The following is a 20,776-nucleotide window of genomic DNA, read 5'->3' on the forward strand; positions in this document are numbered from 1 at the left end:
CCAGCCGACACCGCGCCGTGAGGAGCCACGCCCGATGGACAGCCGCCCCCCGCTCGCGCCCGCGTACCGGACTCTGCCCGAGTACCTGCGGCACTGGGCCGAAACCGCCCCCGACCGCCGGGCGTTCACCTTCGTCGATCACCCCGCCCCGCACTCGCGGGGCGTACACCGCACGCTGACCTGGCGAAGTCTGGACAGCCGCGTGCGGGCCCTCGCGGCCCGGCTCGCCGAACAGGCCGAGCCCGGGGCGCGGGTGGCACTGCTGTGCCCGCAGGGAACGGAGTACGTCACCGGTTTCCTGGCGGCGCTGGCCGCCGGGCTGGTCGCCGTACCGCTGTATCCGCCCGGCCTGCCCGGGCACGGGGACCGGCTCACCGGGGTGCTGGCCGACGCGCGGCCCGCGTTCGTGGTGACCACGAGCGGGGCCATGGCGGAGGTGGCGGACCTCTGCGCCGGTACGCAGGTGCCGGTCGTCGCCGTGGACCGGATCCCCGACACCGCGCCCCGGGACCGGCCGGTGGCCGCGCCGGACCCCGGGGCGACCGCCTACCTCCAGTACACCTCCGGATCCACCCGGGCTCCGGCGGGCGTGGAGATCACCCACGCCAACGTGGTGGCCAACGCCCGCCAGGCGCTGGCCGCCTACGGCGCCGACGCGGCCCCGGTGACCTGCGTGGGTTGGCTGCCGCTCTACCACGACATGGGACTCGTGCTGAGCGTCGCCGCTCCTGTCGTCCAGGGGCGTCCGTCGGTGCTCATGGACCCGGCCGCGTTCCTGCACGAGCCTGCCCGCTGGCTGCGGCTCCTCGCCGCACATCCGCGCGCGCTCAGCGCCGCACCCAACTTCGCCTACGACTACTGCGTCTCCGCCGTCTCCGACGCGCAGAAGGCGGAGCTGCGCCTCGACGGGGTCGCCGCGTTGATCAACGGCAGCGAACCGGTCCGGCCCGGCACCGCCGACCGCTTCCACGCGGCCTTCGCCGCCCAGGGGCTCGCCGCGGACGTCCACTGTCCGTCGTACGGGCTCGCCGAGGCCACCGTGTTCGTCAGCGCGGCCCGGCCCGGTGAGCCGCTGCGCCGGTTCGCCCTCGACCGGGACGCCCTCGCCGCGGGCAAGGCCCTGCCCGCGCGGCCCGACGACGCCGACGCCGTCCAGCTGGCGGGCTGCGGCACCCCGGCGGGCCAGCAGGTCCGCGTCGTCGATCCCGTCTCCCGCGACTCCCTCTCCGAGGGGGAGGTCGGCGAGATCTGGGTGCGGGGCCCCAACGTGGGGCGCGGTTACTGGAAAAACGAGGCCCAGAGCCGGCGTGTCTTCGGTGCCCGGCCGGCCGGCGCCCAGGGCGGCTGGCTGCGCACCGGCGACCTGGGGACGGTGCTGGACGGACAGCTGGTCGTCACCGGCCGGCTGAAGGACCTCATCGTCGTCGACGGCCGCAACCACTACCCGCAGGACGTGGAGGCCACCGTCCAGGACGCGCATCCGGCCGTGCGGCGCGACCGGCTCGCCGCCTTCGGCGTCCCGGGCGACGCGCACGACGCGGGCGAGCGGGTGGTCGTGGTGGCCGAGCACACGCGGGCCACCCGTCTCGACGGGATCGACGTACCGGCCCTGGCCCGGGCCGTGCGTGCGGCCGTGTCCGCCCGGCACGGCCTGCGGCTCGCCGACGTCGTCCTCGTCGCTCCCGGCGCCGTACCCCGGACGTCCAGCGGAAAGGTCGCGCGGTCCCTGACGCGGGCCAGGTATCTGGAGGGCGCCTTCGTGGCGGGGACCGCGCGATGAGCGCCGTCGACGAGGGCGCGCTGCGCCGCCTGATCGCGGAACGGGTCGCCGCCTGGAGCGGCACCGGCGACGACGTACCGATGGACCTGCCGCTGGCCGACCTCGGGATGTCCTCGCGGGACGCCGTCGGCCTGGCCGGGGAACTGTCCCGGCTGACGGGCCGCGAGCTGCCGGCGACGCTGCTCTGGTCGGCGCCCACGCTGGAAGCCCTGGTGGCGCAGCTGCGCGGCCCGGCCGAGCGGTGCCTCCCCGCGCCGCCCGCGGCCCCTCCCCCGGCCGCGCTCGACGAGCCCGTGGCCGTCATCGGGGTCGGGTGCCGACTGCCCGGCGGGGTGCGCGGCCCGGCCGACTACTGGCGGCTGCTGGGCGACGAGAGCGACGCGATCGGGCCGGTACCGGCGGACCGGTGGCGGGACTTCACCGCCTTCCCGCCCGCCGACGCGCCCACGCGCGGCGGCTACCTCGACGACATCGCCGGGTTCGACGCCGACTTCTTCCGCATCACACCGCGCGAGGCCACGGTGATGGACCCGCAGCAGCGGATGCTCCTGGAGGTCGTCCACGAGACGCTCGACCATGCCGCCGTCCCGGCCGCCGCCCTCGCCGGCACGGCCACCGGCGTCTTCGTCGGCGTCTGTGCCACGGAGTACGGCCGGCTCACCGGCGCGCGAGCGGCCGCCGTCGATCCGTGGGCCCCGGCGGGCGCGGCGCTCGGTGTGGCCGCGGGCCGGCTGGCGTACGTCCTGGACACCCGCGGGCCGAGCATGGCCGTCGACACCGCCTGTTCGTCCTCGCTGGTGGCCGTCCACCACGCCTGTGTCAGTCTGCGCACCGGCGAGAGCGACCTGGCGATCGCCGCCGGGGTCAACCTGCTGCTGTCGCCCGTCGTCGGCGTCGCCTTCGCGCGGGCGGGCGCCCTCGCGCCGGACGGCCGCTGCAAGCCGTTCTCCCCGGCGGCCGACGGGATCGGGCGCGGTGAGGGGTGCGCGGCCGTGCTGCTGAAACGGCTGTCCGACGCCGAGCGCGACGGTGACCGTGTCCTCGCGGTCGTCCGGGCCACCGCGGTGAACTCCGACGGCCGCTCGAACGGTCTCCTCGCCCCCAACCCGGCCGCCCAGCAAGCCCTGTTGAGCACCGCCTACGCACGGGCCGGGCTGGCCCCCGCGCAGATCGACTACGTCGAGGCGCACGGCACCGGCACCCCGCTCGGCGACCCGATCGAGGCGGGCGCGGTGGGCACGGTCCTGGGACCGGGCCGCGACCCCGACCAGCCGCTGCTGCTCGGCTCCGTCAAGGGCAACCTCGGGCACCTGGAGTCCGCGGCGGGCGTCGCGGGCCTGGTGAAGACGGTCCTCGCACTGCATCACGACCGCATTCCGCCGTCGCTGCACTGCGCGCACGGCAGCGCCCTGGACGATGGACGACTGCGGGTGGTGACCGAGCCCGAGCCGTGGCCCCGCTACGGCGGCACGGCCACCGCCGGGGTGTCGGCCTTCGGGTTCGGCGGTACCAACGCCCATGCCGTACTGGAGGAACGGCGGCCCCACACGCTGCCGCCCCCGGCCGACGAGCCGGCCGCCCGGCTGCACCTGCTGTCCGACGTCGACACCGAGCGGGTCCGGGACACCGCGGCCCGGCTCGCCGGGTGGCTCCGCACGCCAGAGGGCCACGCAGCCCGTCCGGCAGACGTCGCCCGTACCCTCGCCGGACGCACCGGGCGCGGGCCGGTACGCGCGGCCGTCGTCGCCGCTGACCGGGGGGAACTGGCCGACGCCCTGGACGCGTTGGCGCAGGGCCGGCCGCACGCGCGGGTGCTCACCGGCGACCGCGACCGGGTCGGGCGCGGCCCGGTGTGGGTGTTCTCCGGGTACGGCAGCCAGTGGCCCGGCATGGGGCGCCGACTGCTGGCCGAGGAACCCGCCTTCGCCGCCGCCGTGGAGAAGCTCGACGCGCGGCTCGCCGTCGCATGCGGCTTCTCGCTCCACGACCGGCTGGCGTCCGGAGCGGCGCTCGACCGCGTGGAGATCGCCCAACCGGTGCTGTTCGGGCTCCAGTTGGCACTCGTCGAGTTGTGGCGCTCGTACGGTGCCGAACCGGCGGCCGTGATCGGTCACTCCATGGGCGAGGTGGCCGCCGCCGTCTGCGCGGGCGCGCTCGACGTCTCGGACGCGGCCCGGGTCGTCGCCGTGCGGGCCCGGTTGCTGAGCGGGCTGCACGGCGGCGCGATGGCCGTCGTCGACCTGGACGACGGTGAACTGGCCGACCTGGAGCGCGACTTCCCGGGCGTCCAGGTCGCCGTCCACTCCTCGCCCCGGCAGAAGGTCGTCACCGGGGACGAGGGCGTGGTCACCCGGCTCGTGCGCCGGCTCGAGGAGCGGGGCCGCGCCGCCCGCGCCATGCGGGTCGTCGGCGCAGGACACTCGCCCCAGGTGGACCCGCTGCTGCCGGAACTGACCGACTCCCTCGCCGACGTCCGGGGCAGGCCCGCGCGCATCCCGGTCTACTCCACCGTCCTCGACGACCCGCGCGGCGACTGCCGGTTCGACGCCGCCCACTGGGCCGCCAATCTGCGCCGTCCCGTGCGCCTGGACCGGGCCCTCGCGGCGGCCGCCGCCGACGGCCACACCGCCTTCGTCGAGATCTCGCCGCATCCGGTCCTGGCCCGGCCGGTGACCGACACGGTGCCCGGCGCCCTCGTCGTGGGCACCCTGCGCCGCGACGCGGACGGCTGCGCCGGGTTCCTCTCGGAGCTGGGCGCCCTGTACGCGGCCGGTCTGCTCCTGCCGCGGCCGCCCGGCCGGGTCGTCGACGTGCCCGCACCACGCTGGCGGCACACCCGGTACTGGTGGACGGACGGGCGGGCCCCCGTCGCGGCGGCGTCAGTGGCCGCGGGACGATGGGCCGAGCCCGCCGCAGCGGGCGAGGAGGCCGACGGCCCGGTCTCGGTCGCCGCCCGCCTCAGCCACCACATCGCCGCCGTCACCGGCCACCCGACGGCCCGCGTCACGCCTGCCACGGCGCTGGCCGAGCTGGGCCTGGACTCGCTGATGGCGGTCCGTATCCGCACCGCCCTGGAACGCGAGTTCCGGGTCGACCTGCCGCTGCGCGACCTGCTCGGCGCCGCCACCGTCGACGAGGTGGCCGACCGCATCCGGCAGGCCCTTCCCGCGCCGGAAGCCGCCGGGGACGAGAAGGTGGGGCCCTCTCCGCTGCGGGCCCTGCGCACCGCCGGCTCCCGGCCGCCGCTGTTCCTGTTCCATGCGGCCGGCGGCCGCGCCGACGTCTACCGCGCACTCGCCGAACGGCTCGGGGACGACCGTCCGGTGCACGGGCTGGAACGGCTGGAGGACGCCCGTACCGTGCCGGAGAAGGCACGACGCTGTGCCGAGGCGATCACCGCGGTCCATCCCGACGGCCCCCTGCTGCTGGGCGGTTGGTCCTTCGGCGGCTTCCTCGCCCAGGAGACGGCCCGGCAGCTCACCGCCGCCGGACGGGCCGTGCCGCTGGTCGTGCTCATCGACTCGGTGCGGCCCCTCCTGCGACCCGACCGTACGCAGGCCGACCGGGTCCGCGCGCACTTCACGGGCTTCGCCCGCCATGTCGCCGACACCTACGGCGTCTCGCTCCGGCTGCCGTACGACGAACTCGCGGCGATGGACGACGACCGCGAGCGCATCGACCTCGTGCTGCGGGCCCTGCGCGGCGCCGTCGAGGTACCGGCCGCCGCGCTGGAGCACCAGCGTGCCTCCTACCTGGACCTGAGGGTCGGCGAGGCCCATCGGCCGGGCCGCCACGACGGCCGCGTGGTCCTGTACCGGGCCACCGAGCCGGCCCCGCACACGGTGCGCGACCCGGCGTACGAACGGGACGACGAGACCCTCGGCTGGGACGAGGTGTGCCCGCGTCTGACGGTCGTGCCGGTCCCGGGGCACCACCTCTCGCTGCTCGACCCTCCGCACGTCGACGAGATCGCCGCCCATCTGCGGCAGCTGCTCGCCACGCCGAGCGGACCCGCTGAACCGGACTGAGGAGCCGCCATGCCGCAGCACACCGCCCGACCGTCCCGCCGCGCCGTCACCAGGGCCGCGGCGGCCACCGGCCTGGCCGCCCTGTTCGGCGCGACCGCCGCCACGGGACGCGCCCGGGCCGCGACCCGGCTGGGGCCGCGCACCTTCGACGTGTCCGTGTCCTCCCCCGCGCTGGGCCGCAGCGCGCGGGTCCGGCTGATCCTGCCGTCGGACTTCGACGCCCGGCCCACCCGGAGCTACCCCGTCCTGTATCTCCTGCACGGCGCCCACGACGACTACACGTCCTGGACCCGGGAGACGGACATCGAGGCCTTCACCGAGGGCCGCGACCTGATCGTGGTCATGCCGGACGCGGGCCCCACGGGCATCCCCACCGCATGGCGCGGCGGACCCGACTACGAGACCTTCCAGCTCCAGGAGGTCCCGGCGCTGCTGGCCCGCGACTACCGGGCGTCCGGTGTGCGGGCAGTCGCCGGGGTGTCCACCGGAGGCTACGGCGCGATGGCGCACGCGGCCCGCCACCCGGGCACGTTCAGCGCCGCGGCCTCCTACAGCGGCATCCTCGACACCACCGCCCCCGGCGTGCCCGCGCTCCTGGACGCCATCGTGGCCCGCGAGAACCTGGCCCCGCACTCGCTCTGGGGCAGTCCGCTCCTCAACGCCCTGACCTGGCGCGACTTCAATCCGCGCGCCCGGGCGGCCGGGCTGCGCGGCACTCCCCTGTACGTCTCCAGCGGCAGCGGGGTGGTCGGTGGCGTCGGCGACTGGCTGCCCGAGGCGCTGGAGAGCACCCTGTGGCCCTCCGCGCACGCCTTCACCGATTTCCTCAGGCTCCTCGGCATTCCGGCCACCACCCACTACTACGCGGGAGGAGGACACAGCTGGACGTACTGGAAGCGGGAGTTCACCGCCTCGTGGCCGATGCTCGCCGGTGCGCTGGGGGTGCCGGAGTGATGTCGGTGCAGCCGGGGCACGGAACGGAGCGCAGGGGACGTCCGTCCAACACAGGACGTCCCCCTCGTCCCACGGCCAACAGTGCGTGGGCGAGCCGCCTCCGGGTGAAAGGAGTGTCCGTCGTGGCTGTCCCCACCCCGCGCGGCGTGCCCACCGAGCCCGGGACCGTTTCGGTTCCGCCCGACCTGGCCGAGTTGCTGCGCGCCCGACTGGAGAGCGTCGCCGACGAGGTGGAGGAGGAGGTCCGCCGGCAGGTCCCCGAGTACGCGCGGCCTGCCGACGGGATCTACGGCCGCAATCTCCGGGCCGGAGTGGTGCAGGCGCTCACGTTGTTCGTCGACCACATCGCCGACCCGCGCGGCCAGGGAGCCGCCATCGCCGCGACGTACTACGAACTCGGACGCGGCGAGGCCCTCGAGGGCCGCAGTCTGGACGCGTTGCAGTCCGCGTTACGGGTGGGCGGGCTGCACGCCTGGCGGCTGATGGGCCGTACGGCGGAGGAACTCGGGCTGGACTCCACGGTCGTGGCCACACTCGGCGAGCTGGCGTTCCGGACCGTGCACGAGGTCGCGGAAGCGGCCGCCGCGGGCTACGCGGAGGCACGGTCGCACAGCACGGACGAGCTGGAGCGGCGCCGCCGGCGTCTGCTCGACCTGCTGCTGGGCGACGGGCCGGTGTCCCCGGAGGCGGTGCAGGCCCTGGCGCACGGCGCACGCTGGCGGGTGCCTGCGCAGGTCGCCGTCGTCACGCTGGCGGCCACCTCGGACCCGCACACGGCGGACGGGCCACCGGCGATGCCCGGGGCACTGACGGACATGGGGTCGCGGCCGCCGCGCGTGCTGGTGCCGGACCCGGAGGGCTCCGGGCGGTTCGGCGGCCGGTCTTTCCTGCTGGGTCTCCAGGGACGTCCGGCGGCGATCGGCCCGACGGTCCCCGTCACCGAGGCCGCGCAGTCGCTGCGCTGGGCCACGCGGGCCCTGGGGCTGATGGGCCGCGGGATCCTGCCCCGGCAGGGCGTGGTGCGGTGCGCGGACCACCTGTCGACCCTGCTGCTGCACAGTGACGAGCCGCTGCTAGCCCACCTGCGGACGCGGGCCCTCGCGCCCCTGGACGCCGCTTCCGAGGGCCAGCGCGCCCGGCTGGCCGAGACGCTGCTGGCCTGGCTGCTCAGCGGCAGCAACGTGCCCGATGTCGCCGCCCGGCTCCACATCCACCCGCAGACGGTCCGCTACCGCCTGCGCCAGCTGGAGAAGCTCTTCGGCGACGCCCTGCACGACCCCGGCGCCCGCCTGGATCTGATCCTCGCCCTGCGCTCCGCGCACCACTCCTGACGGAAACCGGCATCGCACCGCATCGGCCCACTCACCACGGAACAAAAACATGTGGAATTTCTGAATTCCCGTCCATAACACCCGGCAAGGAAACGCGAATACCTTCGGGACTGTCCTTTTCATCAGGCGCTGCACGCGCCCCACCCGCAAAGGATTCCCATGCGTATCCGCTTGTGCCTCGCCGCGCTCTCACTCGCCGTCGGGGCTGGACTCGCCACTCTCCCGGCACCCACCGCATCCGCCGCCACCTGCTCGGACATCGACGTCGTGGCCGCTCGCGGCACCTTCGAGCCGGGCACGCTCGGCCTGATCGTCGGCGATCCGGTGTTCTCCGCGCTCCAGCGGAAACTGACGGGCAAAACCCTTTCCAGCTATGCGGTGAACTATCCCGCGGACCTTTCCCTGACATCGGCCGCGCAGGGAAACGCGGATCTGGTGAACCACGTCAAGGCGCAGGCGACGGCCTGCCCGAATCAGCGCTATATTCTCGTCGGATATTCGCAGGGCGCGAATGTCGTCGACAATTCCATCGGCATCAGCAGTGCGGGCGCGGTGGTCGGCAGCCCCATCGTCGCGACCCTCCCGGCGGCGGTCGAGCCGAAGGTCGCCGCGGTCCTGCTGTTCGGCAACCCGATCCGGGCCCTCGGCAAGAGCGTCACCGGCACCTACCGGAGCCGCACCATCGACTTCTGCGCCGCCGGTGACCCCATCTGCGAGAACGGCGGCGACGACGTGCTGGCGCATCTCGGCTACACCGCCGACGCCACCGCGGCGGCCACGTTCGCCGCCGGCAAGGTCTGACCGTACCGGCACGCCGGCTCACGGCAGGGCCCGGGAGGAGATCCTCCCGGGCCCTTCGCACGGGTGACGCGACGGCTATCGGGGAGTGCGGGCGAACGCCGAGAGAGCGCCGGACACGGGTTCGGGCAGCCCGTTGTTCTGCACCGGCGCCGCGGTCAGCACGTCGAGGTGCTGGTAGCCGGGGGCGACGACCGGGTGCAGGTCGGCCGGGATGCGGCCCGCGAGCAGTCCGTCGCCCGCGAGCACCGTGAGCGTCGGACGGGCCGTCAGTCCGGTGGGGTGGACGACGAGTTTCTTCACCTGCGGTGATGTGGCCAGCTGGATGTCGGTGACCAGTTTGGTCGGGAAGTACTGCTCCGTGAAGTCGAGCGGCTGCTCCGCCAGGCTGCGGGCCAGCTCCTGGAGGTCGGTGACCTCCTTGCCCGCGTCGGTGAACGGCGTACCGTCGGCCGACCGGTATCCAGGGTCGTCGGCGTCGCCGACCCGGTCGTGGTCGCGCCAGGTGTACAGCGGCCCGTGGGGCTGCGCGGGAACGGCCTTGTACCCGACGCCGAACAGCTGCGTCGGCTGCGTGCCGCCGTTGGGCACGGGGAAGCTCTTGTCCGTGACCGGCCCGCCGTCGAAGAAGCCCACGCTGCTCTGGAGGAACGCCAGCGGTACGGAGTTGTCGTCCATCAGGGCGCCGAGCACCGTGGCGTTGGTGAGCCGGAAGTCCTTCACCCCAGGGGAGCCGGTGAGGAAGGTGGCGGCGTCCTTCGAGAACAGGAAGCGGTTGGTGGCCTCGATGTTGATGCCGGACGGCAGATAGGCCGGCAGGTCCGCCTCGCCGTCCGGGTCGCGCACGGCGCCCAGACCGGCGATGCCGAGCAGGGTCATGGTCTCCGGGTTGAGCAGCACCGGCGCGGACAGCGAGCGCGGCAGCAGCCCGGTGTCGAGCCCCGCCTGCACCGCCGCGTAACCGAGCCCGACGTCCGGCAGGTTGGTGTCGTCGGGCAGGCTGCCGCTCAGGTCGGCCAGCGAGGTGGAGATCGTCGTGTCGAGCGCGAAGTAGCCGGCGCACTGGTTCTGTCCCGCGTCCGCCAGGGTGGTGGGGTCGCCGTCGAAGTCGGCCGCCGCGAAGTACCCGGTGACGACCCCGCCCAGCGAGTGTCCGCCGCACAGCACTTTGCTCCTGCGCAGGCCCTGGTCGGGCAGTTCGTGGACCAGCAGGTCGTATTCGTCCCGTACGGTCTGTTCGATGCCGAGCTTCGCCATCCACCCGAGCCGGTCGTCGTCGACGAAGCCGCCGAAGACCCGGCCGTCGACCTGCTTGGCCCGGTAGTAGTAGTCGACGGCGGTGTGCTGGTCGCCGGAGGCGATGCCGGTGCGGTCCTCCAGGCAGTTGGAGCGCCGGTCCAGGGCCCAGAACTCGATGTGCCGACCCTGCGCTGCGGCCTTCGCGACGGTGCCCCGGGCGACGCTGTCGAAGGCTCCGGCACCCTCCAGGATGCCCGGCTGGGCCACCAGGATCCGGTCGGCGTCGGCCGATGCCGCCGGTCCTTCGGCGGAGCGGTAGCGCAGATACGACAGCTGGTCGCAGGCCGCCGGCCGGGCTCCGAAGGACCTCGGCAGCGGCACCTTCACCCGTACCACCGACTCGGTCACGCCGTCGGCCGGGTGCGTCGACGGCACGGGCGTCTCGGTCCGTGCGCCGTCTCCCCGGGCGTCCGGGGAGACGGCGGTGAGCACCCCCGTGGTCAGCAGCACCGCGAGTACCGCGCCGCGCCACGTCCTTCCTCTGCTACGACTCGTCTTCATAGCCGGACGGTAGGGCCGTGGAGCGCGGGTGCTCGGGAAGTGCTCACAAGAACGCAGCACGCGACGGCACGCTTGTCACCGGCCCGCAGAGAAGGAGTCGGCGTTCTCGCGGCGCGGGTCAGGCGTCCGTGACGGTCACGGTGACGGGGGTGCCGATCTCGACGGTGCGGCTGACGGTGCACTGCCGGTCGTGGGAGACCGCGACCGCCCGGGGCAGGATCGCGCGGGCCCGGTCTCCGGAGGCGCCTTCGGGGAAGCTGACGGAGAAGGTGACCGCGAGGTCGGTCATCCGGTTGCCGAACTCGTCGCCGACCTTTTCGCCGGTCACGGTGACGGTGAACTCGGCGGGCTCGACGTGCCGGCCGGTGGCCGCGTCGACGTCGGCGGCGGTGCAGCCGCCGATCGCCGCGAGCAGGAGTTCGACCGGGGTGAAGTCGGTGCCGCCGTCGGAATCGGAGCGGGTACCGAAGCCGATCGTGCCACCGCGGACGTTCGTCGCGGTGAACCGGCCGGCGCCGGTCCGCTCGATGGTGACGAGGCGCTGGGAGTCTTCGCTCATGCCGACGACACTAGCGCCGCGCCACCGGCACGCCACACGGGCAGAACCCCGTCCCGGCACGGGCTCGCCCCGCCGGGCGACACAGGGGCAAGGCTGGCCCGAGGCGTCGACGGCCCGGCCCGGCGTCGGCTAGGCGCCCCGGCGCACCCGGGCGGCCGCACGGGCCTCGGCGGCCTGGCGGGCATCGGCTGCCTTGCGGGACTCGCCACCGCGGCCGGGCCGCCCGGGGCGGGTGCCCATACCGCGGAAGGGAGCGCCGCCGCGCGTCGGACGCTCCGCGGCGGCCGGCCCGTTGCCGCCGATGGGGACGCCGGAGGGAGCCTGGGCGCCGGTGATGCGGCTCAGCTCGGCCTCGCCGGAGCGGATCGGTGTGATCTGCGCCCTGATGCCCGCGTCGGACAGCAGTCGGGCCATGTCCCGGCGCTGGCTGTGCGTGACCAGCGTCACGACACTGCCGGACTCGCCGGCGCGAGCCGTACGGCCGCCACGGTGCAGGTAGTCCTTGTGGTCGGCGGGCGGGTCGACGTTGACGACGAGGTCGAGGTTGTCGATGTGGATGCCGCGGGCCGCGACGTTGGTCGCCACCAGCACCGTGACGCGGCCGTCCTTGAACTGGGCCAGGGTGTGGTTGCGCTGGGGCTGCGACTTGCCGCCGTGCAGTGCGGCGGCCCTGACGCCGCTGCCCAGCAGGTGCCTGGTGAACTGGTCGACGGCGTGCTTGGTGTCCAGGAACATGAGCACGCGTCCGTCGCGGGCGGCGATCTCGGTGGCGGTGGCGTACTTGTCGGCGCCGTGCACCTGGAGGACGTGGTGCTCCATCGTGGTGACCGCGCCCGCGGACGGGTCGACCGAGTGGACCACGGGGTCATGGAGATAGCGACGGACCAGGAGGTCGATGTTGCTGTCGAGCGTGGCCGAGAACAGCATGCGCTGGCCGTCGGGGCGTACCTGGTCGAGCAGCTCGGTGACCTGCGGCATGAAGCCCATGTCGGCCATCTGGTCGGCCTCGTCGAGGACGGTGATGTCCACCCGGTCCAGGCGGCAGTCCTTGCGCTCGACGAGATCCGTGAGGCGGCCCGGCGTCGCGACGACCACCTCGGCCCCGGCCCGCAGCGCGCCGGCCTGCCTGCCGATCGACATGCCGCCGACCACGGTGGCCAGCCGCAGTTTCAGCAGCCGGGCGTACGGGGTGAGCGCGTCGCTGACCTGCTGGGCCAGCTCGCGGGTGGGGACGAGGACCAGGGCCAGCGGCTTCCGCGGCTCGGCGCGTCGGCCGGCCGTGCGCACCAGGAGCGCCAGGCCGAAGGCGAGCGTCTTGCCCGAGCCGGTGCGGCCACGGCCCAGGACATCGCGGCCCGCGAGCGAGTTCGGCAGCGTGGCGGCCTGGATCGGGAACGGCTCGGTCAGACCGTGCCCGGCGAGCAGCTCCAGCAACTCGGCGGGCATGTCCAGTTCGCCGAAGGTCGCGGCGGCGGGGAGTGCGGGGGTGACGGTGACCGGTTGCGCGAACTCGGAACGGTCATTCGTGCGAGCTGAACGGTTCAACGGAGAACCTTCCTCGAGGGGCACGCATCGAGGAATTCCCGGCAGGAGTGGCAATGAGCCGGATGAATTGCAAGCACGAGCCGAAAATGAGACTGAAAGAATTCCATGAGAATCTTCGGAATCCCTGGAAAGCAGCAAGCTGGGGCCCGCACCACGTGGTGCGGGCCCCAGCTGCCTCATACGCTTTCGCGTCAGGCAGGCGTGATGTTCTCCGCCTGCGGGCCCTTCTGGCCCTGCGTGACGTCGAAGTTCACCTTCTGGCCTTCCTGAAGCTCACGGAAGCCCTGGGTGGCGATGTTCGAGTAGTGAGCGAAAACGTCGGGGCCGCCGCCGTCCTGCTCGATGAAACCGAATCCCTTTTCCGAGTTGAACCACTTGACGGTGCCAGTAGCCATGTCACATCTCCTTCGGGGCAGTGCCCAGAGGCCCACACCGTGTGGACCCATGCGTTGCCACAATGAACCCCGTCCGGATAAGCACCGGAGATACAAAAATGCCCGGCGACAGACAGTCGCCGAGGCACTTGAAGTTTCGGGAACCACAACTGCAACTAGCTTGAAGCCTAGCACGGTACATACAACCGCACTACCTTTCGCCCACGCGGCACCGGATCGGGCGCGCAAGCCTGTACGAAGTCAAATACACGCGAAAGGTTAATTTTCAGATTACACAAGGGGCGCCGCGGACGAACTCGACCATGGCTCGGGCGCGAGCCGGCGGTCGGGCCGGCCGGCGAGCACGGCCGTGACCACCGCGGTGCGGGACCGCAGTCCGGTGCGTGCGAACAGCCGGGACAGCCGGTTGGCCACCGCGTCCTCACTGAGCCGCAGCACCATGGCGATCCGACGGTTGGTGAGCCCTTCGGCGATCAGGGTCGCGAGCAGCCGCTCGTTCTCGGCGGTGGCTCGGGCGCGCCCCGGGACGGTGATTCCGGCCTCCCGCATGGCGGCCCTGGTGCGGAAGCGCGCCAGCGCGGAGCCGGTCCTCCCGAACAGTTCGTACGCCTCGTGCAGCAGCGTGGGCGGCCCCGCGCCGGCCTCGGCCGCGGCGACGAGGGTGACGGCCGTCTCGAACGGCTGGCTGCGCGAGCGTGCCAGGTCCACCGCCTCCCGCAGACCGTCCCGGGCGGCGCCGGGAGAGTCCTGCCGCAGCACACGGGCCGACGCGAGCAGAAACCTCAGTCGCGTCCGTCCGCTGCCCGTCCTGTCGGAGATCCGCTCCAGGCGTTCCAGACAGGTCAGCGCCTCGCCGGTGTGTCCCGTTTCCGCGTACACCTCGGCGAGGGCGGCCCACAGCTCGTCGACGCCGGCGACATGTCCGTGGGCGTCCGCCGCGTCCAGGCCGCGCCGCAGCGTCTTCTCGGCCCCGTTCGGATCGCCGAGGGCACGCTGTATCTCGGCCTCGACAGCGTCCAGCGAGTACTCCGGACGGTCCTCGCCCCGGTCGCGCACGCTGTCGAGGAGGCGGCGGGCGCTGGTGGTGCGGCCCCGGGCCAGGAGAATCTCCGCGGTGCGGGCGGGAATCAGACAGCCGTCCGCCGCGGGCGTGTGGATCCGGTTGTTCGCCAGCATCCAGCGGGCCGGCTCCAACGCCTCGTCCCAGCGGCCCTGGAGGTGGCGCCGGAGGAACACGCTGTGCGGGTGCAGCCGGTCGGCGGTGAGGCCCTGTGCGGCCAACAGGTCTTCCGCCGCGTGCAGGTCCCGGCCGCTGAGCAGCTCGTCGAACATCGTGGTGGCCAACGCGTACACGTGCTCGGCACCGAGGTTCGGGGCCTCGGAGAGGGCCAGCGCGCGCCTGAACCGCTCCGGCCGGCCCAGCACCATCTCCGCCACGGCTCGGAAGTAGTCGGGCTTCACCCGGCCGCGGACGTCGGTGGCCCACACCTCTTCCGTCCGGGCCAGCAGGTCCAGCGCCTCCTGCCATCTCGCCAGCCCGCACAGGGCCAGCGCCCGGCCGGTCACCGGGACCAGGCCCGGCAGCCGCAGTTCGTCCCACCACTCCGCCGTGGCCAGCCGGGACAGCGCCCGCCAGTCCGAGTCGTTGGCGGTCGCCGCCGTGCAGAGGTTCGCGGTGTCCTGCAGCGCATGAGTGCCCAGCACGTCCGCCCGGTTGCGCAGGATCGACTCGGCGATGGTCCGCGCGGTCCGGTAGTCCCCCGCCTGGTAGGCGGCCTTGGCGTACCGCTGAAGGGCCGGGACGCGCTCCTCGGGCCGCTCGACGAGGTTGCCGACCGCCCGGCACCACCGGAGCACTCCCCTGCCCTCGGAGTCGGGGTGCAGCCGCTGCGCGGCGGCCGTCAACTCCCGTACCGCACGGTCGCGGTCGACCAGGTGGCCGGCTTCCGCGACCCGGTCCGCCAGGTAGGCCACCGCGTCCGCCTCGTCGGACAGCGCCACCACCGGTGGGCCCGCCTCGTATGCGATGCCCGCCGCGTCCCGGTCCGCCCAGACCGCCTCCACCGCCGTGGCGGACAGCCGACTGCGTTCCAGCGGCCCCAGCCGTTCGCGGACGGCGTGTGCCGTCAGCGCGACGGCGAACGTCCATCCGCCTGCCGCGGCGCCGTCGAAGCCTGGCCTGACGTCGACGATCTGCGCGTCGATCAGTACGCGGATCGCGTCGCCGACCGTCTCGGCGGACAGTCCGGTCGCCGCGGGGATCAGCTCCGCGGCCCGCCCGCCGAGCGGCCACAGGACGCTCAGTGCCCCGGCCACCACGCGGCACGGCTCACTCAACGCGTCGAGCGCTCCCACGAACCGGTCGCCGTCCGGCAGCACCGGCGTCGGTGTCCGCACCCCGATGAAGGCGTGACCGTCGGCCACCCGGATCGCCCCTTCCCGGGTCCACCCGGTGAGCAGGGCGTCGATCGCGCCGGGGACCCCGTGCGTCAACTCCCGTACCCGCCGGGACAGACCGCTGTCGGGTGTCGCCCGCAACCGCCGTGCCACCACCGCGGTCGTCTCGTCCGGCCCGAGACGGGACAGCACGATCGTGTGCGCCCACGGCACGTCTCCCTGCTGTTCCACACCGCCGGCAGCACCGCGGTGCGGTGGCGTCCGGCCCTTGCCGTCCACGGCGCTGCGGGCATCGGGTGCCGCCTCGTGCCCGTTCCGCCAGGGGGCGCTCCGCTCGCCCCGCCCCACCGCGGAGGCCAGCAGCCGGACCGGGGACGGCACGCGCGCGAAATCGGTCCCGCGGAGCACGGCCAGCGAATCCGCGTCGGCGAGGTGGAGGTCGTCCAACTCCACGACCACGGGCGCGGACCGCGCCAGAGCGGCGCGCAGCAGTGCGGCCATCGCGGTCCCGTCGCGCCGCTCGGCCGCGTGCAGCGCCTCGGTGACCGGCTTCGCCGCGCGCCGCTGTGGCGTGCCGGAGAGGTGCTCCTCCAGCACCATGACCAGCCGCAGGGCGAGCACCAGCGGCCGTGCGTCGTCGCCCGGCACACAGCCCACCGCGAGCACGGGCGTCCCTTCGGCGCGCAGCCGTTCGCCGACTGCGTGCAGGAACGCGCTGCGCCCGGCTCCTCGTTCGCCCCGGACGAGCACCATGCGCGGTCCGTCCGGATCCTTGAGGCGGCCATGGACCTCGTCCGACTCCCGCTCGCGGCCGACCGGGCAGCCGGTCGTGCGGTCGAGGCTCGCCGCCGTGCCCCCGTGGACCAGCCAGGGGCTTTCGGACGGAGCAGTCATGGTCCACCGCGTTCTCTTCGACGACATGTGCGAGGCGGGTGGCACCGGACCCGACCGCGTCGAGCGTCTCCGGCGGCCCCGCGGCCGGGCCGTCAACACTGCGAACCATTATGGCGATTTCCGTATGATCATGTCCCGTCGGGCGGCGGGCTCCGAAAGCACCGCGCCGCGAACGTTCCTGCTCCGGTCGGCCGTTCACACGCGCAGTACCGGACCGGGAGGAGTGGGCGTGCCGAAGTGCGGGCCCGTCATCGGCAGGGACGGCGAGATCCGGGAAGTCGCCGACACCCTGCTGTCCACCGGTGCCTCGGCGCGCACCCTGCTGCTCGTCGGCAGAGCCGGAACGGGCAAGACCGCCGTGCTGGAACAGGCCCGCAGAACGGTGGTCGGTGAGGGCGCCAGGGTGTTGCGGCTGCGCTGTCACCACGGTGCGAACGCGCCCGGCGCGGCCGCCCTCGCCGAGGGCGTCCACCAGGTGCTGACCAAGGTCCACGACCGCTGGAGCCCGGCCCGTACCGGTGCCGTCCGTCGGACCCGGCTGCGCAACAGCGGCCGCGGCGGCGAGTTGACCCTGCTGTCCACGCTCGGCGAGGTGATCGCGGACGCGGCCCGTCACCTCCCCTTCGCGCTGGTGGTCGACGACGTAGAGCGGATGCCGTCACCGACGGCGTCCGCCCTCGGCCTGCTGCTGCGCGTCTTCCGCCCGGCCGGCGTGCCGATGGTGCTGGCCGGCCGGCCGGCACAGCCGGGAGACGGTGGTGTCCGGCAGCTCACCGCGGCGGCCGACCGGCTGCTCGAACTGCCGCCGCTGCGCCCCGCCGACGTGGAGGCCCTCGTGGTACGGCGCCTCGGCCGCCCGGTCGAACCGGCCCTGGTGACGGCGGTGGTGCGGGCGTTGGGCCCGATGGCGGGCACCCCCGAGGCCGTGCTGTCGGTGCTCGACTCGATGGCGGAACGCGGCGACTTCCTGGAGCTCGACGGTCATGTGTGCCTGACCGAGCCGGAGGAGGCGCTGCGACTCACCACGGATGTGGCGCGACTGAGCCGGCTCTGCTGGCCTGCCGGTCCCCCGGACGCCACGGCCCTGGACGCGGCGGCCGCGGTGGCCCGCAACCTCGAGCACGCCGAGATACGGCTCGACGATCTGCACCGGCTGAAGCCGGGCGGGCCACGCCGGTCCGGTCTCGTCGACCGCACGCTGACCCCACTGGTCGCGGACGGGATTCTCAGCGTGGACGAGGACCGCCGCGTCGCCTTCGCCGTTCCGGCCCTCGCGGCGGCGCTGCGCGCGCTGCCCACGCGTCATGCCGTGTCGTCGCTGCACGCCCTGATCACCAGATCGCTGACCGACCGGCTGGGCCCGGAGACGGCGGGGGGCGGCTGTCCCCGGCTGGCCGATCACGTGGCCGCCGCCGGGGCCGAGCTGGACGACGCCCTCGCGGTGGACGTACTGCTGGCGGCGGCCCGTACGGACGCCAGGTCCGACTGGTCGCGATCGGTCCGCGCCTACTCCTGCGCGCTCCGACGCCTGCCGCCGCACGACCGCCGCACCCCCGGCGTGCTGCGCGAGTCCGCCGAGCTGAGCCTGCGCCACGCCGATCACCCAGGTGCGCTGGCCCTGGGCGAACCGCTGTTCGCCTGCCTGGCCGCGCCCTCCGCCGAACAGGACCGGGAAGGGCTGGAGCACCTCGCCGAAGTGCCGGACGGAGAATGGGTGGAGCACCTCGCCGAGGCTCCGCACCCGAAAGATCTGGAGCACGTCGCCGAGGTCTGGGCGCTGGCGGCGTTGCACGAGCACCGATTGCCGCCGTGCGGCCTCGACGCCGGTCCCCAGGGCCGTGCCGCGGTGGAGCACGCGCCCGCCGTGGCCGGCTTCGCGGCGCTCGTCGGTCCGTACGGACTCGGCCCGGTGACGCCCCGTCCGGGTGCGGTGGCCCCCCGCGGACCTGCCGCCGCCGGCCCCCGGCCCGGGTCCGGGCCCCTGCCCTCGGCGGCGGAACTCCGGCTGCTGGCCGGAGCCGCGGGCAGCCGCGCCGGGCTGTCGGACGTCCTGCCGCCCGGCGCGGACGGCGTACGGACGCTGGACCGGCTCCGGAACGCGACCGCACACGCGGACCTGGCCGGCGCCCTGGCCTCCCTGCTCGGGGACCGCTACCCGGGGGCGGGGAACAGCACCGCCGCGCTGTACCACGCCATGGTGCGCGCGTATCTGCAAGGAGACTGGGACCGGGCGCTGGCGTCCGCCCGCCGGATCGAGGCGCGCGCCCGGACCCGCGGCATCGCGGCCGGCCCCGCGCAGGCCGCCCGGGCGCTCGCGGCCGACATCCACTGCGCGCGCGGGGAGTTGGGGCACGCACGGGCGTGGCTGGAGCTGGTCCCCGCCGCCGTGACCCACCCGCTCGTCGCCTGGGCGAGGCTGGGGGTGCGGTACTGGTCGGGCCAGGTGGAGGAGGCGATGGAGGCGGCGCTCGACGAGGTGCGGCGGGCCCGGCGGAGCGGCCTGCTCTCGGGCATCGAGAAGGTGCTGGTGCGATACCTGTCGTTCGCTCTGCTGGAGGCCGTGCCGCAGGCCATGGGGCGGGCGCTGGACGAACTGGAGGCACTGGACGAGGAGGTGGGATCCCCCATGACGCGCGAGGCGGTGCTCCTCGGCCGAGGCGTGGTGCGCCGCGACGTGGACAGCGCGCTGGCCGCTCTCCGCGCGGTGCGCCGACGGGGCGACGCGTACCTGGAACTGCTCTGTCACCTGGGCCTGGCGGAGATCGGCGACGACTCCGAACGATGGCTGGCCGAGGCCACGCGCGGCGCGCAGGCGCTGGGCATCGGGCGCGCCACCCGTACGTCGCTCGGCCATATGACGCGACGCCGGACCCTCGTCCTGCCGCGGGTGCGTCCGGCCAGGCACGAGTTGAGCGAGGAGGACATCGAGCTGACCACGATGGTCAGCCGTGGGGCGACCAACCGGCAGATCGCGGCACGGCTCGTGTGGAGCGAGAAGACCGTGGAGCGGCGGCTGACACGACTGTTCCAGCGCACCGGCTGCCGCTCCCGGGTGGAGCTGGCTGCGGCGTGGCTGGACGGCAGCCTCGCCCGCCGTGACCTGGTACCGGACGGCGTGCGTGGCGCGGCCGGAGCTTCGTTCCCCGCCTCCGGCCCCGGGACGCCGTCGAGCCGACGCTGACGTGCGGCGCGCCGGCCGCGGCACACCGGCCGGGTGTCTGCGAGCCGGCGCCTGACGTCGCGGACGCCGCGCGCCGGGCACGGCCGTTCTCCGGCCGGCGGGTCAGCCGAGTTGGGCTGCGTGGGTGTCGATGGGCAGGCCCAGTCGGCCGGTGTCCAACGAGCCGTCGGCGTTCACCTGGAAGTTCCAGTCGGCGTCGTCGCCGATGTAGCCGAGCACCAGGAGCGCGTCGGTGCCGCGCAGCGCTGCGTCCCGCCAGTTCTCGTCGCGGAACTGGGCGGCGGTCACCACGAAGAGGCGGCGGGCGTGTGTCCAGGCGGTCACCAGGGCGGTGCTGTCCGGCTGCGGGCTCTGAAGGCCCGACGATCGTCGGTCGGTACCCGTCGGCACGCCGTCCCGGCAGGCCAGAGCCTCGTCCCGGGTGGCCGCGGTACGCAGCCGGGCCGACCTCGCGCCCAGTCCGTCGGTGACCGACGGAGTGGCCGCCGAGCCCACCAGGACGACTGTGGCGAGCGACCCGACCGGTCCCGCGATCAGTTCGGTGATGAGAGCCTGCGCCAGGGACCGGACATCGTTGTCCTCACCCGTCAGGGCTATCGCCCCCGACAGCAGCGAGAGGTCGACGAGCACCCTGTCGCCTCGATGGCGGCCGAGGGTGACGGCCAGGGAGTAGGGATGCGCTGTCTCCACGCCCCCGTTTCCCGGACTCGTCAGGTCCTTCGGTTCCACCCACCACTCCTTGCCCGAGAGGTCCGCGGTCCATGGCGCGGGCGCGGGGGCATCGGCACCGGCGAGCAGCAGCGTCAGCCGCCGACCCGAGTGGATGACCGCGTGCACCTCGGGCAGCGCGCGTGCGCTGTGCGCCCGCCCCTCGGCCACGGCCCGCAGTCCCAGGGCGACCGTCTCGAGTTCCTTGCGGTGGGCGCTCGGTCTCGCGGTGCGGACCTGTCCGGGCAAGGAGTTGCGTCTGCGCAGGATCCACGCGGCGGCGGCCCCGAGCAACACCACGACGAGCACCACGGACGGGACAATGGACGCGCTCATGCGGCCACCTTTGTTACTAGAAGTTGCCAGAACTGGTCACCGGCTCTGCGGCGACGCCGCCCGCGGCGCT

General features: G+C 74.1%; 12 protein-coding genes. 6 read left to right on the forward strand and 6 right to left on the reverse strand.

Annotated elements, in window-relative coordinates; genetic code table 11:
- The first annotated feature begins 34 nt into the window (after positions 1–34).
- From OG736_RS06950 to OG736_RS06970, 5 genes are all read left to right on the forward strand, one after another.
- The gene (locus OG736_RS06950; RefSeq protein ID WP_327181652.1) at positions 35–1,780 is read left to right on the forward strand and encodes a fatty acyl-AMP ligase; all 1,746 of its coding nucleotides are present in this window, start codon (positions 35–37) and stop codon (positions 1,778–1,780) included.
- Positions 1,777–5,808 (forward strand): acyltransferase domain-containing protein, encoded by a 4,032-nt coding sequence (locus OG736_RS06955; RefSeq protein WP_327181653.1) that lies wholly within the window; start codon positions 1,777–1,779, stop codon positions 5,806–5,808. The genes OG736_RS06950 and OG736_RS06955 overlap by 4 nt, the downstream gene beginning before the upstream one ends.
- 9 nt (positions 5,809–5,817) lie before the next feature.
- Complete coding sequence (locus OG736_RS06960; protein ID WP_327181654.1) at positions 5,818–6,762, forward strand: alpha/beta hydrolase; 945 nt, start codon at positions 5,818–5,820, stop codon at positions 6,760–6,762.
- 122 nt (positions 6,763–6,884) lie between these two features.
- Entirely contained in the window at positions 6,885–8,093 is a 1,209-nt protein-coding gene (locus OG736_RS06965) for a PucR family transcriptional regulator (RefSeq protein ID WP_327181655.1), read from the forward strand.
- Positions 8,094–8,252: 159 nt separating this feature from the next.
- Positions 8,253–8,894, forward strand: a complete 642-nt coding sequence (locus tag OG736_RS06970) for a cutinase family protein (protein ID WP_327181656.1) — start codon at positions 8,253–8,255, stop codon at positions 8,892–8,894.
- A gap of 75 nt (positions 8,895–8,969) precedes the next feature.
- Here the strand turns inward: OG736_RS06970 and OG736_RS06975 are convergent, their stop codons facing one another.
- From OG736_RS06975 to OG736_RS06995, 5 genes are all read right to left on the reverse strand, one after another.
- Positions 8,970–10,691: a hypothetical protein gene (locus tag OG736_RS06975; protein ID WP_327181657.1), complete on the reverse strand. Its 1,722-nt coding sequence runs from the start codon at positions 10,689–10,691 to the stop codon at positions 8,970–8,972.
- Positions 10,692–10,809: 118 nt separating this feature from the next.
- A complete protein-coding gene (locus tag OG736_RS06980) occupies positions 10,810–11,250 on the reverse strand; it encodes an OsmC family protein (RefSeq protein WP_327181658.1) in 441 nt (146 codons plus the stop codon).
- A gap of 129 nt (positions 11,251–11,379) precedes the next feature.
- Positions 11,380–12,795, reverse strand: a complete 1,416-nt coding sequence (locus OG736_RS06985; RefSeq protein ID WP_327181659.1) for a DEAD/DEAH box helicase — start codon at positions 12,793–12,795, stop codon at positions 11,380–11,382.
- 191 nt (positions 12,796–12,986) lie between these two features.
- Complete coding sequence (locus tag OG736_RS06990; protein ID WP_020125862.1) at positions 12,987–13,190, reverse strand: cold-shock protein; 204 nt, start codon at positions 13,188–13,190, stop codon at positions 12,987–12,989.
- A 270-nt stretch (positions 13,191–13,460) separates the two neighbouring features.
- A complete protein-coding gene (locus OG736_RS06995; RefSeq protein WP_327181660.1) occupies positions 13,461–16,481 on the reverse strand; it encodes an AAA family ATPase in 3,021 nt (1,006 codons plus the stop codon).
- A 229-nt stretch (positions 16,482–16,710) separates the two neighbouring features.
- Here OG736_RS06995 and OG736_RS07000 point away from each other — a divergent pair, with 229 nt between their 5' ends.
- Positions 16,711–19,662, forward strand: a complete 2,952-nt coding sequence (locus OG736_RS07000) for a helix-turn-helix transcriptional regulator (RefSeq protein WP_327181661.1) — start codon at positions 16,711–16,713, stop codon at positions 19,660–19,662.
- Positions 19,663–19,764: 102 nt separating this feature from the next.
- Here the strand turns inward: OG736_RS07000 and OG736_RS07005 are convergent, their stop codons facing one another.
- Entirely contained in the window at positions 19,765–20,706 is a 942-nt protein-coding gene (locus tag OG736_RS07005) for a hypothetical protein (RefSeq protein ID WP_327181662.1), read from the reverse strand.
- Positions 20,707–20,776 lie beyond the last annotated feature (70 nt).

Origin of the sequence: Streptomyces sp. NBC_01334 (genome assembly GCF_035983595.1) — a bacterium.
Classification (GTDB): Bacteria; Actinomycetota; Actinomycetes; order Streptomycetales; family Streptomycetaceae; genus Streptomyces; species Streptomyces coriariae.